This window comes from Thermococcus sp. ES12 (genome assembly GCF_012027515.1).
GTDB classification, from domain to species: domain Archaea; phylum Methanobacteriota_B; class Thermococci; order Thermococcales; family Thermococcaceae; genus Thermococcus; species Thermococcus barossii.
The window spans coordinates 35136-51252 of sequence record NZ_SNUP01000003.1 but is presented as its reverse complement, the minus strand read 5'-3'; the positions used below and the strand labels follow the sequence as shown (position 1 = coordinate 51252).

Sequence of the window (16117 nt, the reverse complement as noted above, 5' to 3'; positions counted from 1 at the left end):
CAGAAGGGGCTCGAGGGGGGACCGCCTCCTCATACGGGCGACCCGTCAGGAGGGGTTAAACTCTTCATCGCCCCAGAACAATTTCGCATCATTCTCTACTTAAGTTTAGCTCCTTAGGGAACTCAAAAACCCTTCCGAGTTCTTGAATGACGGCCTCAAAAAGCCAGGGATAATCCTGGAGGTGTTTTCTCCCCTCCTCCACGTAACCGGACCCGTCCTCTCCCTTCAAAAACTTTGCCGCTCCCATGAAGATGTAGCCCGCCCAAGCAAGGGGATAGCCAGTGCTGTGGGCAATTCTAATGAGCTCTCTGGCATCTTCCTCTGCCATATCTGCCTCACCGAGCCCTATCCATGATACGCATCTGTAGGCCAGAGCATCCACCGCCCTGCGGTAGTTCTTGATTCTCAGGAAGTACTCCACGGCCCGGTTTCCATAGGAAACGGCCTTCCAGTAGTTTCCAAGTATGTAGTGAGTCTTAGATAGCTCCATGTACGTAACGTGTTCGATAAAGGTCAGCCCGTAGGCTTTTGCTACCCTCAGGCCCTCCTCGTAGTATTTTATTCCCTCCTCAGGTTGCTCCAGGTCGAGGTATATGTCCCCTATGTGAAGGAGCACCAGCCCCTCGTCTTCCGGGCTTCTCCAGTGCTCCCGTGACACCTCTAGCTCCTTAAACGCACTCTTCAAAGCTTCTTCAAGGTTTCGGCGGTAGTACTCGTACTTCGTTTTCTCCATGTAATACCAGAGCCACACCTCTGGTTCCTGAAGGTTTTCGGCCAGCTCTCTCGTCTTCTGCAGGTACCTTCCCGCCATCTCCAGGTTCTCAAGCATGAGGAAGACGTCTGCCAAGGTGCTCACGACCTCGGCCTTGAAGAGGCCCTCGATTTTGTCCTCCACCTCCAGGAGGGTATCCCTGGCCTTCTGGAAGAATCCCGTGTTGAAGTAGATTATGCCCAGCTCTCCTCGGGCGTAGGGGTTATCCCCTGCCTGGGATAGTATCCTCCTGTATGTCTTCGGAAAGTCCCCCGGCAGGTGTTTGAACCTCCGGATTCGAAGCTCCACCAGTTCCCTTATCCTCCCGGTGGTCCCGGCCCTGAGGATGTATTCGAAGGCCTTCAGGAAGTCTCTGGGCGTGTTTTTTCGGAGGAGATACTCCGCATACTCCAGATAGTAGGTTCTGCTTTCGGGAGTTTCCTTCTCCCGGAGAAATCCCTTCAGCATGTCGTGGATGAAGTACTGCCTGCCCCGCCTCTCCACCAGCCCCTTTCTCAGCAGGGAGTGGAGAACGGAAAATGTGTTCCTTCCACCGTAAAGGGCTTTAATGGCCTCATATTCCAGGGGTCCTTCGAAGATGGAAAGCATCAGGAGCATCCTCTTTTCCTCTTCGGTCAGAGAGCGGTAAATCTCCGTGAAAAGAAACTCGAAGAGGTTCTCCCTGGCCTCTTCCGAGCTTTCCCCCGGACTTTCGAGCAGAAGGATAAGCGCCAGAGGATGCCCTCTGGTTATGCGGTAGATCTCGGCAAATTCGTCCACGGGGATTCCTTTTTTAATCTTTTTTGCCAGTTCGTAGGCCTCCTCGGGCTTTAGGCCGCCCAGGTTTATGTAGACTATCCCCTCGATGCCGAGGGGAGGTTTGACTCTCGATGCAACCGCGATGGTGCCCTTCTTCAGCCTTCCTGCCAGATAGGAGAGCATTCTCATGAGTGTCTCGTCCCGGCACTTGTGGAGGTCGTCTATTACGACAACACTTTCTGTCTCGTCAATTCCTTCGAGAATCAGCTCAAACAGCTCCTTTTCCTCTTTTCCACCGCCTCGAAGATACTCCATGAGGGCCCGATATCCCAGGGAGTTTAGGTAGAGGCTGAGCTGCCAGGCGAAGTATTCGAAGCTCTCCGAGCCGTTCATTGAGTACCAGAACGCTTCAGGAAAAGCCCTTGCAAGGAGGCTGGTCTTTCCGATTCCCGCAATTCCGTGAACAACCACCACCCTACCCCTTGCCCTTCTGAGAATCTCAACCTCATCGTGTCTCCCCACGAAAAAGCCCGTTTTTGGCACGTCTTCAAATGTTATGGGAAGCCTGTAGGATTCGGCCTCCTCAATCCCCACCCGAACTTCTCCCGGCAGGAAGTTGACCTTTACCTCGTTCACCCTGAGGGAGTAGATTCTAACGTTTCTGCCCCCCAGTCTGATCCACCTTCCCTCCACAAGTCCCAGCTTCTCCAGTTTTTTCAGTCTTCTCGACACGTCGCTCTCGCTCCTCTGGAGGAGCCTTGCCAGCTCCCTCGGATGGAATGACCCCGACCTCAGGAGGGAGAGTATCTGGAGATTCGTTTCGTTGGAGAGGGCCTTGAGCAGGGCAAGTGTATCCACACGCACCCCTCGCTGGGTTTTGTAAAAAAAGAAGTATAAATCCCTTCCGGGAATCAGGTGCAGCGCCTCACGATTTCGACCGCCTGTTTTTCAAGCAGATATGCCTTTCTCATGTATATGGCGTACCATATTGGGTTGTTTGGATAGTGACTTATTCCTCTGAGGTAATACTCCTCCGCCCGGGTATGGAGCTCATCGGCCTCCTCTAAGAAGGTTTCATTACACGTCTTTTCCCTAAGCTCGGTGAACTCTTCCCTGAGTTTCAGGTACCATCTCTGCCATGCAAAGCCTAGGAGTAGCCATGAATCGGTGGAGGCTCTCTGTACCACTACTCTTTCGAGCTCCACCTCGATGATGGGGTCGGAGTGTATGACAACGTAGAGGTATCCCCCGAGGATTCCGTAGTGGCCGGGTTTGCCCTCGTCGGCGGTGCCGAGTTCATAAGTTGTCCCGTTTTTCTCGATGGTAACCCTCACGACATCCATCCCGTTCAGCGGAAGCATCAGTACAGCGTAGCCCTGCCCCGTTGCCTCCACCCTGAACGTTCTTCTCTCATAAAGCCTGCCCGCTCTTCTGATGGTCTCCTCCCGGACTGAAATCTCCCCCCTGGTCATTCCGCTTCTTACCGCGAGCCAGGGCGTTTCCCAGAGACGTTCGTCTATGAGCACCCGCTTCCTGAGGGAGAATCCCAGGGAGACGGTCTCTCCTCCCAGTCCGAGTGTTATCCTCAGCAGTCCGTTCTGAACGATGGCCGCGCTTTCAAGTTCGCCAGGAATTGTGACTATCTCCGTCCCGTTGATTTCGGTAATCCTAACTGTGGTGTTGACGGTGAAGTTTACCCATTCAACGGCGGTGTTGTTCCATATGTCCCTTGCGATAACCACGAGCCGGTGCCTCCCGTCTCCTGCCGTTATCTCTGCCCGCCATGAGCCTTTGGCCTGGGTTAGGGCAACCGCTTCCCCGTCGAGCTCCGCCACCACCGACGCCACTGCCGTGGAGTCGTTGACGAACACAATCAGCTCGGTAACGTTGTGGTCGTAGGTTCTGTTCTCGGGATAGACTATTTTCACGAACGGAGGCTCCACGTCCCTCACGTTGGTTGCACTGCCGAAGAGGACAGCCCTCTGAATTACGAGCATGGTCGTCTCGTTGTGGTCAATCAGGCCCTTCACGATAGTCAAGCGGCGATAGGTGGCGTTTATCCAGCCGTTGCCGGAGCCGGGCAGGAGGTTCTCGGTGTGGTTGACGAGGCTCCAGTTGCCAGCTTTTACGCTCCACACCTCGTCGAGCCCGGTCTCTGGAACTTCAATCCCGCGAAGGGTCCTGTTGACCCATTCCTCGAAGTCCCTCTTAAAGGACTCCCACGATGTTGAGTTGTAGAATCCGAAGTCCCTTGTGTACTCAAGGGTCTCGTTTCTACGCAGGCTCACATTGGCGAAGACCTCTATCGTTTTAGTACTGCTTGAGCTGAGGTTGTAGGCGTCCCAGACAATTAACGTGACGTTGTAAACTCCTCCGTTGGCATAGACATGGGTAACGTTTGCTCCCCGACCAGTTGAGCCATCTCCAAAGTCCCAGAGATACTCGATTATGCCGTCAGGATCACTTGAATTGGCCTGGAAGCTCACCTCTAGATACTTGGCGCTCCACGTGAAGTTCACTGTAGGGGGCTCGTTTATTCTGAAGGTGACCGTCTCCGTGACGTTGTTGCTGACGTCCCACGCCTCGACGGTGAGGTTGTGGGTTCCGTAGTCGAGCACCAGCTCGGCGCTCCACGAGGAGTTGGTCGAGACGAGCCTCCCGTCAAGGTAGGCTTTCACCCCAACGAGGTCGTCATCGATTACGGTGTAGTTTATCCAGACCTGTCTGGAGTTGTAAACCCTCTCCTCCGGGCTCTCTATCGTAACTATGGGTGCTTTGGGGTTGAGGTAAATCCAGAGCGTTTCATTGGCCTGATTTCCGAAGTAATCCTCCGCATAGACAATAACCGTGTTGTTCCCCGGCCCAAGGGGTGGCATACCGCTCCAGACCGACACGTTGCCGTCCTTTAACAGGAGTGTCAGGTTTTCCCTGCCCCTGTCCGTCTCAACCCAGACCGTGACGTTGGTTTCGTCAATGACTGTAACGTTGAGAACCGGTATTCTCTCATAGACGCCGCTTTCAGGGGTTACCCGTATCGTCGGTGGCTCCTCATCGAGCCTGTGGCTTGCGTTCGCGAAGACCACTACCCTCTGAGTTACCCTTACGGTCGTGTAGTTCCATCCGGATATTCCTCTGATGGTGGCGTTTCTGGAGTAGATGGCTCTAATATCGCCCTCCCTTTCCCGAGGATTAAGGTTCTCGGAGCGGTTCGCGAGTGCCCAGTTGGAGACCTTTTCGTCGAGTATCCTTTCGAGCGTCAGCTCCGGGAGGGAGACGTTTTCCAGCACTTGTGTGGTCCAGTTATCGAAGTCCCTCACGAAGGGTTCCCAGGTTAGGGAATCGTAGAATCCAAAGTCCCTGCTGTACTCAAGGGTCTCGTTTTTACTCAGGCTCACGTTCCAGTAGGCCAACACCGTTGAGTTCTTTCCATCAACGGAGATTACGTGCTCACCCGCGCTAGTTATCTCGACCTGGAACGTTAGATTTCTCATTCCCCCTGCCTGAAGTGTTACCTCCTCAAACACCTCCGGCTGACCGTCGATGGAGATGCTGAGGTTGTAGGTGCCTGGGGCATCCCCAGCGTTGGCAACGCTGACGTTAACGGTGACGTTGAAGGGCACTATTCCCCACTCCGGAATAGTTCCCACTTCAACGACGAACCTCGGGCCCAGGTATACCCTGACGTTTCTTGTCATGGAGGAGCTGGAGTTTTCTCCGTCCCAGACGGTCAGAATGATCGTGTAGTTTCCAGCTTCTCTGAAAGTATAGCTCACCACCGGGCCTTCTAAGGTATCGTCGCCAATCCGCCAGAGGTACCTAACGATTCTGCCATCCGGGTCGTAGCTCAACGATGCGTCGAGGGTCACCGTTCTGTTGACGATGACGGGTTCGCTGAGACTCATCACCGGAACCGGCGGGCGATTGGCCTTCAGAACGTAGAATTCCGCTGTTCCAAGGTCCAGCAGGTGGAGGGTTCCGTTGTCAATCCACTGGGCCACTGGTTCTTTTCCATCGCTCCTCGTTGCCCTCGTGAACCCGCTGACTGGTATCGCCATGTAAATCCAGCCTGGGGACTTTACCAGAGGAATTACCTTTCTGAAGCCCCTTCCATACTCCTCCGTGAAGTTGACCTTCAGGACGGGATAGTCCTCCCCGTTGGAGTCGATTATCCTCTCTGGAACGGCGTCCCCATCATCGTCCACCAGGAAGTCCATCATCCCATCGTCGTTGGCGGTGTCGTTGAAAGCCCTGAAGAGGAAGTGTGTTCTCAGGGCCCTTATCAGGGACGTTTCGTTTCCACCCAGCTCGTCGCTGTGCTGGAAGGTGGCATTGTAGTAGACGAAATCTCCCGTTACCTCCGCGCTCATTATCCATGCCGCCGTTGAGCTTTCTCCGGGCTTTAGGTCTCCAAAGTTCACCGTTAGGCTGTTGGGGGCCACATTTCCATTGACGATGGTTCCGAGTAGCTTGAAGTCTATGTACACTCCCGGATAGTTGGAACGTTCTATCCTGGGCTGGGCCGATGCTATCCTCAGATTCTTGGCCTCTCCATACCCAACGTTTTTCACCCTTAACCCGAAGATGAAAGGCACCGGCTGCTCTATCTCCGGGGTGTACGGGTCATCGCCGTAGACCTTTCTTGGAATCATGTAGTCGAGCTCCAGCTGGGGAACCGGCTTAACCTCTATCACGGCCGGCCATGTCTCGAAGACAAGTCTGGAGTCGCCGAGCCTGGCGGTAACATTGGCCATGACGTAGTATCTCGTTCTGAACTCTCTCGCCGCCCCCACCTTGGGCACTATGAGCCACCTGAAGCTTGCCTCTCCCTTTGGTTTCAGCACTCCGTTGTTCAAACCGCTCCTCTCGTCGAGCCTCACGAAGAACCTCTCGCCTGCATCGTTGGCGTTATCGTCGAGGAAGACCAGGCTAACGTTGACGTCCTCCAGACTGTAGTTGGCGTTGGTGTTGGTGAACCTCAGTGAGGCTCTGAATGCCTGTCTCTCGAAGGTAAGTCTCTGTTCTATGGTTATGACCAGATCAACGCACATGTGAAGCGTGTTCTGCGCTTCCCCATCCCCGTCCTCCTGGAGGGGCTGGGATGGAAGGTCCCTCAGCGGGAGATTAACGCAGATTTTCCTCTCTCCCGTGTCGGAGAGCTTGGTTTCAATACCACAAGCCGGACATGACTGGGCCGTTGGTTGTGATGTCTGCGACGTGGAATTCTCTGGTCTCGGAAGACCCTCGCACGTGAACCTTCCAACGCTGGTCTCCCCTAGGACACCGCCTCTTGAAACGCCCCCGGCTCCGCCTCCGTCGTATCCGGTGAAGTAGGCCGTGCGTATGAGCTGGATTGGCTTCATCTCCCCGACGTTCGGCGGACTGCAGTTGTTGCGAAGCAGGCAGATGGCGCAGTTCATTCCGGCCTCGGCTATCATCGGCGTGTAATCATCGACGAGCTTCACTATCAGGTTGATCATCTCGACTATCCACAGGTTCTCGGCCTTCTCCTTGAGTTCCGATATGAGCCCGCCGGTTAGCTTGTCCGCAAGTTTCTCCGCTTCCTCCCAGCTCACTTGAACGTTTCCGTTCTGCACGTTGACGGTGCTCATGACCTCAGGGTACATCGGAGCGACGTCTGAGGGCATCACAAACCCGACGACCTGGCCCTTCTCGTCGAGTATCAAGTCGAACTCAATCCCCTTGGTGGAGAGATAGTTCTCAAGGTACTTCTCACCGTACTTTGCCAGGGCGGTCTTTCCAATCTCCAGAAGAGTTCCTTTGAACTTCTGGAGGGTTTTCTCGTAGTTCTTTATGTTCTCATCGGTGGGGTTCATGCTCATCTGGTAGTATGCCTCATATAGCTCCTTCAAAGCTTCAAGCGCCTTGTCCCCGGAGTCTTTGGCTATCTCGTTGTTCTCAAGCAGGTCTCCCAGCTTGTCGCTCAGCTTCTCAAAGAGTATGTGCGCACCTATGTTTAGCAGGCTCTTCCAGCAACCGTCGCAGGTTGGCTTGACTATCAACCTGTGCACTTTCTGCGCCCTTAAGGTTATCTTTCCAGCTTCCTCAACGCAAACAACGCCCGCTTTGAGGGTAAAGACCTTGGTCTCGTGGAGGCACGGGTTTATGGGCGGCGAGCGCTGGTAGTAAACCCTCACCACGTAGGGCACTGTCACGGTTTCTCCAGGCTTCAGCTCGTCTATCCTGTCCACCATAAACTCTACATCTATGTAGTGGCTTCCACCGCTCTCGAAGGTGATGTTGAAGACCGATACGTAGCGGTGGGTGTTCCTGATGATCAGTTGCCCCCGGAACTCTACCATCCCCAGCTCCGCCAGCTTTTCATAGTCTATGTAAACCTCAAGATCTCCGCCGTATGTTTTTATCTCCGGGGCGGGGACGTAGGTGGTGTAGCCAATCTCGTGCTTTATGATGTAGACGTCCTCTATGGTTACAGGCACGACCTCCCATTCAACCTCCAGCACCGAGGGCATGAGCACCACGGTTAGGTTCCTCTCCAGCCCTGCCTCTATGATAACCTTCCTGCTTGAGGTGTAGTGGCTCTCCTCACCCACTATGAGCGTGTATTCTCCGATTGGAACGTCGGTGAAGAGCACCGTTCCGTTTTCGTCCGTCTTCCCCTCAAAATGGGCGTATCCGTTGTAGAGTGTAACCTCGGCTTTTTCCAGCTTTGTGGCATTGGGATCCATGACGACGACCCTGAGGGAGCCCCTGGCGTTTGGAGTCACAGTTATCCTGATCGGAACATAAACGTCCCTGTAATTTGAGGAAGATATCCTTATGCTTCCCTCGAACGTCCCGGTTAGGTTCTCAGGGGGAGCTATGTAAAGGCCTATGACCCCTGATTTTCCGGCTTCAAGCCCGGTGAATGCCGAAACAATCTTTACCCATTCTATGGACGAGACGACGCTGACGTTCCTGAGCTCTTCGAACCCCGTGTTCTTTACCGTTATCGTCCTGCTCACACTCTCGTTGGTCAAAAGCCCCACATCGAGGCTGAGGGGTTCGAGTTCTATCCTCGGAGTGGGTGGAAGGACGTTAACCCTCACGGTGAGGTTCTTCTCCACCTCAATCCCCAGCTGGACGGCTCTGAAGGTTATCACCATGGTTCCGTTAACCGCGCTCTGGCTGGAAAGACCGATCTTCAGGCGGTTGCGACCGCTTTTCAGCTCTATCCTCCGTGGAACGGTAACGTTGTAGGCCTCCGGGGCGCTGACATCAACCGAGACGTTCGAGTCGAGCCAGTGGTTGATTATCTCCACCTCAATTTCCCCGCTGAACTCCCGGGTAACCGTGAGGTCATATACATCGGGAACCAGGGTTAGGCCGACTATGTCAAACTCCCCGTCCCTCTCCGGGGCAACGACAGCCGGATGGGTCGCACTCACGATGAAGTGCCCGTATTCTCCTCCCAACGGCCGGAACGTGAGGTTGAAGCGTCCCGTTCCATCGGTGACCACATAGTATTCCCTCACGAAGTCGCCGCGGAGGACGCTGACCTTGACCGGAACGTTGGCAAGGGGGCCGCTTGAATTGTAGGCAAAGCCCTCGATGAGAACATCCTCTCCGACCTTGAAGACCGGCTTAACCGTGACGTTGGCGTTGTAGGTTGGCTCCGTGGTTTCTGCCACGATGCTCCTTCCGAACGTTCCCACATCGGTAAAGACGGTGGCGTTTATGAGAACCCGCGAGGCGTTCTGGGGCACCGTGTACTCGAAGGGGAGCTCCACCGAGAGGTTTGGTGGGAGGAGAAGCCCGACACTCCGCCTCATCCCGAGCACTTCAACATCCAAAACCCTCAGCGGTGCCGTGCCGGTGTTCCTGAAGGTGACGTAAACCTTTGCCCTGGCCCCACGTACGAAGTTCTCCGTGGACACCATAACCGGACTCGTTACCGGGTCTCTGATCTCAACCTCCATCGCTGCTGACAGGTATCCCAGACGGAAGGTCAGATTTTGAAGCCCTCTCCCCCGCGGAACGACACGGTAGCGGAGAATTGCCTCCTCACCTGGAGGAATGGCTGGGAGAGCTCCAATGGCTTCGCCTGTAATGTTTCCCAGCCTCAGAGTGGCCTTGGAGGTGTCGAGCGGTCTGGAACCGTGGTTCTTCAACCTGACCTCCACGAGCCCGGGAAGGCCAGTTTCAAGCTTTTGGGGGAGGATTACTGGGGCCTCGGCCTCTTCAGGAATCACCGGAAGGACGGCCAAAGTTGCGGACCCGTTGATGGTCAGGGAAGCCCTAAGCGAGCCGAGGCCCTGTGGAACTACGACCTCAAAGTTCTCGGTGCCGTTCCCAGGGATGAGACCAACGTTTCTGATGATACCCTCGATGATGTTTCCAAAGACGTCCACCAGCTCAAGCCTCAGCGTTCCGTTGGCTGGTCCATCCAGGTTCTCGATATTCACCCTGACCTCAGTTGGATACCCCACGACCATCCTCTCGGTCTCTATTCCAAGCCTCACGGGGAACGCCTGAACCGGTTCGCTCTCGAAGCCCATGAAATCAACCGCCGTTACGCTGTAGTTGAGGCTTCCCCTGAGGACGTCCCTGAAGGCCGTAACCTCCACCGGTTCCTCGTTGAGCCTCTTCCCGTCCACGTAAACGTAGTGCCCGGCGATGTCCGAATCCCCGCTTGGGAGCCAGCTCAGCTCCACGTACTTTCCTTCCATCCTCAGCGTAAGGCCCGACGGCGGATGGGGAACGCCGTTGACCATGAACCAGGCTGAATATCTCGCCTTGTTACCTGCCCTGTCCACCGCAAAGACCTCAAGGAGATAACTCCCGTCGGCTTTTATTTCCCCACCATGGAACTCTCTCCCGTTAACGGTTACCCTGTAATCCAGCAGGTTCTCGTCGGAGACGTTGATCGCCGGCACCACGCTCCCGTTGTAGAGGGTGCCGTTGGTGATGTTGCTGGAAATCACCGGTGCCTTCCTGTCAAGGACGAAGTTCCACGAGTACTCCATCGAGTTGCCGGCCCTGTCCGCGGCGGTGAGAATTACCGTGTAGTTCCCGTCTAGAAGGGGTGTTGAGTTCCTGAAGACCAACCATCCCCACGAGGCCTCGCTTGAGCCCTCAACTGGAACGCCCTCGCGGTAAATACTCAACCGGCTTCTTTCAAGGTCAACTCCAGAGCCTTCATCGCTCAGAAGGACACCGATGAGTGCCTCGTTGGTGAAGCTTCCGTTGGCTGGGTAGGGGGTAACCACTGACGGGGGAGTCTCATCGTCTATGAAGACCGAAACGTTGGCCTCGTTGTTGTCCTCCCTCAACTCGGTTATCCTGTTGTAGGGGTCAACCACAGCTCTGAGAACGTAGCTCCCGTAGCGGGCTTTCCAGGAATTCTCGAAGTAAATGGTCCTCACTCCCTCCGATGGGAGCCCGTTGAGCCTTTTGACGCCAATAACGGTGGGGTTGGCATAGACGACCACGTAGAACGGCAACAGGGTGGTGTTCCCCCTGTTTGCAACCGTTACGGTGAAGCTCATGCTCTCCCCCGCTATCCTCCCGCCGGAGTAGCTGAAGCTTAAGACGCTCAAATCCGGCGCCGGAACGACGACCGGAACGCTCAGGGCATTGTTGCCCTCGTCCCATTCCCGTATGACGTTGTACGGATCAGCGACCGCGGTAACGTTGTATCTCCCCGGTTCTGCCTTCCAAGGTACCGTGGCGTTTAGCTCCTCCCCCGGCATAAGGCTTTCAACGTACACGCTTCCGAGGTTTCTCCCGTTTTCGCGGATTACCACCTGGAACGCTCCCGTCTCGTGGTCTCCCTCGTTCCTTATGAGAACCGTCGCGTTTGCAGTCTCTCCGGAGTACCTTGGGTTTCCGGGGAAGAAGGAGATAACCCTCAGGTCCGGGGCGCTGACGTGAACGGCCACCGAGAGTTCGTTGTTGTCCTCGCTGGCCTCGACAACGGTGTTGTGCTGATCCGCCACGGCCGTTATGATGGAATCACCCGGGTAGGGCCTGACTGCTATTCCAACCCTCTTTGAATCCCCCGCAGGAAGAGAATCAACCCATGCTCCCCCGAGGTATTTATCGTCCTGGTACACCGCCACGAAGAAGGGCCTTTCGATGTCCTGGATGCCGGAGTTCCGCAGGGTAACGTTGACCGTGAAGAGTGCATTGGCGTGCATCTCGGGAACCGACAGCCCTTCGACCTCAATGTCTGGGAGCTCAATGGTGACGTTGGTCTTCACGATGTTGTTGTCCTCGTCAGTTTCTGGAATCAAGTTGCCGTCGTCAACCACCAGCCAGACTTCGTGCATTCCCCCTGTATCAAGGCGCCATCTCAGGGCTTTCTCCGAGGTCTCACCCGAGAGAAGCTCCGGAACCCAGACACGGGCTTTCAGTGAGCCATCAACGTACATGGCAAGATAGAAGCCCCTGTAGGTGTCCCCACCGGAGTTCGTCACGTTCACCGTGAATGCCAAGTATCCGCTTGCCAGTTCACGCCTCTCCCACCTGTATGAGACTATGGAAAGCTCTGGAGGCTCTACGTTGTAGATTCCAGAGACCCAGTTGTTCGTTTCGTTCGTTTCGGCTATTTCGTTCCTTGGGTCAACTCCCACGGATACCTTCAGTTCTCCGGTTCTATCAACGTACCAGCGCCTGCTGAGAATCCTCGTCTCGTTTGCACCGATGCCGTAGACGGTTTCATAGTAAATCCTCCCGCTCAGGTTGAAGAGCACGTTGAAAGGTCTGTATATGCCCTCCCCGAGATTTCTGAGTGTGACGTTAACATCCACCCACCTTCCAAAGGCCGGCTTCCCAACGCTCAGGTTGCTCAGCTCGAAGTCCGGGGTTCCGACGCTTCCCAGGTCAACGGTGAGGTTGTTGTTGGTCTCGTTGGCCTCCGGCAGGTAGTTGTAGTAATCCGCCACCACCCTGAGGGTCAGGTTCCCAGGCTCTGCGCCGTACCAGACCCACCTGAACTCCCGCGTCTCGTTTTCCCGGAAGGTGTAGCCGTAGGGATAAGGATAGGCGGTACCGTACGTCAGCCTGGTGCTCCCGTTCCATATCTCAACCCGGGTTGTGAATGATTTCTCAAAGGCCTGGCCGAGGTTCTTCAGGTAAACCTTGAAGGTTACCCTCTCGCCCGAGGTGAAGTTGTAGGGCTCCCATGTCACGCCAACCGGAGTCACGTCGGGCATCCCGAACTCAGCGGTCGTGACGGTGGCATTGTTGTTGTCTTTCCTCCCCTCTATCCACTCGTTACTGTAGTCGAGTGCTATCGTTAGGTTGTGTTTCCCGGGTTCGGGCCTGTAGTAGAGGGTTACCTCCTTGGTCTCGTTCTTTCCGAGGTTGTAGAATCCGGTGAATTCATCCACCCTGCCATCGACAAGCAGGGCAATTATCAGATGTCCCTTAAATTCTCCCCCGAGGTTTGTGACGTTGACCTCGATTTCATACTGGTGGTAAAGGTACGCACTGCCGTTGAGAACCTCATCCGGAATCGAATAGTTGGCTATCGCGAAATCCGGCTTATCCAGCTCCAGCAGGAGGGTGGCATTGTTGTTGTCCTCGTTGCTCTCCACCCACCGGTTCGCCTCGTCTATGACGCCGAAGAGGATGTTTCTGCCCCCGTTGAACTTGAGGTAGGGTCTTATCTCGGCCGTCCCGTTGGGCGCCAGAACGAGGTTGCTTATCCATGTCCCTCCGGTTATCCTCCTCCCGTCCTCGTATTCAATTCCGTATTTCACGGGCAGGGAGGTTCCTTTAAGGGAGAGGGTCGCGTTCCCGGTGTTCCTCACGGTGTAGTTGACCCGCACGTAGCTCCCGGCTGAAACCTCCGGCGGGTGTATCTCCACCACCAGGTCGGGATAGCCGGTTGAGACGTTCACGGCCAGCCAGTTGTCGGATTTGGATGTTTCATTGACGTTTGAATAGACACTTGCGTTCACAAGCCCTCCTGGAGCCTGTATAATTATCGTTCCTAGCTTAGTTATCGTTTCGTTGCTTCCGAAAAGATTCCTGATGTAGTAGTATCTTGAACGCCCCCCAATGGAAACCTTGAGCGTTAGCGGAAAGCGCGTGCCGTTGTAGGGTGCCCCGATGTTCCTCACCGTGACGTTTACCGGGACGTAGCCGACGGTGTTTTCGGGGAGGGACACGGCTTCAACCTTAAAGTTTGGCAGGGGGACGTCCAGTTCGTATGAAAAGCCGTTGTTTGACTCGTTAGTCTCCGTTATCCTGTTGGAGGAATCGGCCTTGAAATAGAGGGTAACGTTCCCGGCGTTGGCGTAGATTTCCATCTCCACGGTCTTTTCTTCGCCCTTCGAAAGCCCTCCAGGAACGTATATTGTGCTCGTACCGAGGCCCCCGTAAGCCTTGACGTAGAACCCGCTGGTGAAGCTCTCACCGAGGTTCTTGAGCATCACGTTGAAGACGGCCGGGCTTCCTGCTATCCCGTCAAAGCTCACCAGTTCAACGTTCGTTATCGTTATATCGGGCCCCCTCACAAGGACCCTCTCAGTTAGCTCGTTGTTGTCCTCCCTAAGCTCGGCTATCACGTTGTATGGATCGACCGCGACGGTGAGGTTGACCCATCCTATCGCCGAAGGTGACCACCTCAGACCGATTTCAGTGGTTCCGTTTATCTCCACGTATTCCCAGTCTTCATCGCGGCCGTTCTCGTAGAGCCTAACCCCAACAATCCCGGCGTAGCAGCCTCCCAGGTTGTCCAGGGTAACGTTTACCTGGTAAGATTTCCCGGTCGTTACGTTTGAGGGAATCTCCACCCCAACCACGGTGAAGTCAGGCATTTCAATGCTCACGGAAAGCTCGACACTCACGGAGTTGTCATCCTCACTGGACTCATCGACCCGGTCGTAAGGGTCAACCTCTATACGAACCCCGGTTATGTTCCCTGGTGCCACCACGGGCTCCAGCAGAACCTCGGCCGTTTTTCCCGCAGGCAGGAAGGGTATGAAGGCCCAGGATGGTGACATGGTCCCGTCGCTGTACATGAGTGCCCCCATCACCTCCACGTTGCTCCAGTTCAGCGACCCATCGTTGGTCACGTTGACCCTTATCATCGCCGGGGAGCCGGAGCAGTGGGGCACCTTGACGGAGTAATTGGCTATCCTGAAGTTCGGCAACGGGAAGGAGTACTCTCCAAGGTGGGCCCTGTTGTCGCTCAGGTTTGTATCTCCCATAACATCTATCTCAAGGCTCAGGTTGTAGCTCCCGCCCTGGGCAAGCCAGTGGAGGCCCCCTGCCAGACCCTCCGCCTGGGGATTCCAGATGTGGTGTTCCAGCTCCACTTCCCCGTTCTTTAGGAGCCTCACCGTCACAGGCTCCGGATGCCTTGAAGTTGTCTTCACCGTGAAATTTACCTCGACGAATTCACCGGGGGTTACATTGCCGATGCTGACGTTTTCTATCCAGTAGTTGCCGGGCCAGAGCCACAGCTCAGCAAAGTTGTTCGAGCGGTCGACGTCGTTTAGTGTCCCTTCCAAGTCAGCGAAAATGCGCACGTATCCCTCGTCCACCGGCGAAGTGACCGAGACGCTACGGGTTTCGTTCTCCCCCATGGGTGGAATCTGAACTTTCAGAACCGTCGGGGTTACTTGGGGGAGGTTCACGGAGTAGCTTTTTCCTTCCTCAGGCTCAATCTCCCTGGATTCGAGCGAGACCCTTGAGAAGTATCCCGCCTTGCCGTAGCTTAGAGGGGCCCTGAGACGGCCGTAGCTCCATACGAGCGTCCCGTTGGAAAGTATGAGCAGCTGAAAGTTGATGGGGTAGTTCTCCGAGTCGTACTCGTCCCATGTTGAGCCGAACCACTCAATCACGACACCGTTTTCTATTCTGGCCACGAGCAGATAGCCGTCCTCGGTTTCGAGGTCCTCATCGAGACCCGCCACGAAGTCCCTCCTGCTTTCGGAGAGGAAATCCCATACCTCGTAATCCCCCTCGGAGATGGTGTCCTCGTATTCCGCCATCAGCTCCACGTAGCCGTTGGTGCTGACCGAGAGTTTTTTCACGGGAATGCCGAAGAAGTTCAGCTCAAAGGGGAGTTCGTATATTATGTAGCCATCGTCGTCCCTTAGCACAACGCTGCCGTTAACGACTTCCCCCGACGAGACCTCACGCGAATTCTCAAGCATCCTGCTCGTGTTGAGCCATGTGAAGGGAACCTCTCCTGGCTCCGGAGGACTGATGGGACCAACGAACGAGAACGTGAGGTTGAATGAACTGCTCGGCCCCCCTTCATTCTCGATGGGGACGGAAACGATTATTTTCCCGTTCTCCACGGTATACCTTGGATTCGAAACGGCTATATCTGGAGGCCCCGCCTGGGCGAAGACTCCCTCATGGAGCACGAGGTTGGGGGGCAGTAGGGAGCCGAGAAGAATCATCAGGACAACAAGGCCGAGCCTTCTCATGGCCGGCCACCCCCTAAGCTCTTGGATATCTGAAGCATGAGAAAGTCTTCCTCCGCCTTCAAGACCATTAGAATGGTCCTCCTGTCAAGACCGGTTTCCCTGGCTATGAACTCGACGAGCTCTCCGGTTATCGTCCTCACAGCGGAACGGTCGGCGATGGACCCACCACTAACCATCGGGCATCCCCGTTAATATTCCG

At 55.2% G+C, this 16117-nt stretch carries 3 protein-coding genes; all 3 read right to left on the bottom strand.

Features of this window, described 5'->3' with window-relative positions:
• Nucleotides 1-88 precede the first annotated feature (88 nt).
• Genes E3E37_RS08145 through E3E37_RS08135 form a run of 3 tightly spaced genes read right to left on the bottom strand, consistent with a single transcriptional unit; the run spans nucleotide 89 to nucleotide 16094 of the window.
• Nucleotides 89-2368: an ArsR family transcriptional regulator gene (locus E3E37_RS08145; protein WP_371731706.1), complete on the bottom strand. Its 2280-nt coding sequence runs from the start codon at nucleotides 2366-2368 to the stop codon at nucleotides 89-91.
• Nucleotides 2369-2421: 53 nt separating this feature from the next.
• Nucleotides 2422-15918, bottom strand: coding sequence for a CARDB domain-containing protein (locus E3E37_RS08140; RefSeq protein ID WP_240921956.1), 13497 nt, complete (start codon nucleotides 15916-15918; stop codon nucleotides 2422-2424).
• Nucleotides 15915-16094: a hypothetical protein gene (locus tag E3E37_RS08135; RefSeq protein ID WP_157723231.1), complete on the bottom strand. Its 180-nt coding sequence runs from the start codon at nucleotides 16092-16094 to the stop codon at nucleotides 15915-15917. The genes E3E37_RS08140 and E3E37_RS08135 overlap by 4 nt, the downstream gene beginning before the upstream one ends.
• Nucleotides 16095-16117 lie beyond the last annotated feature (23 nt).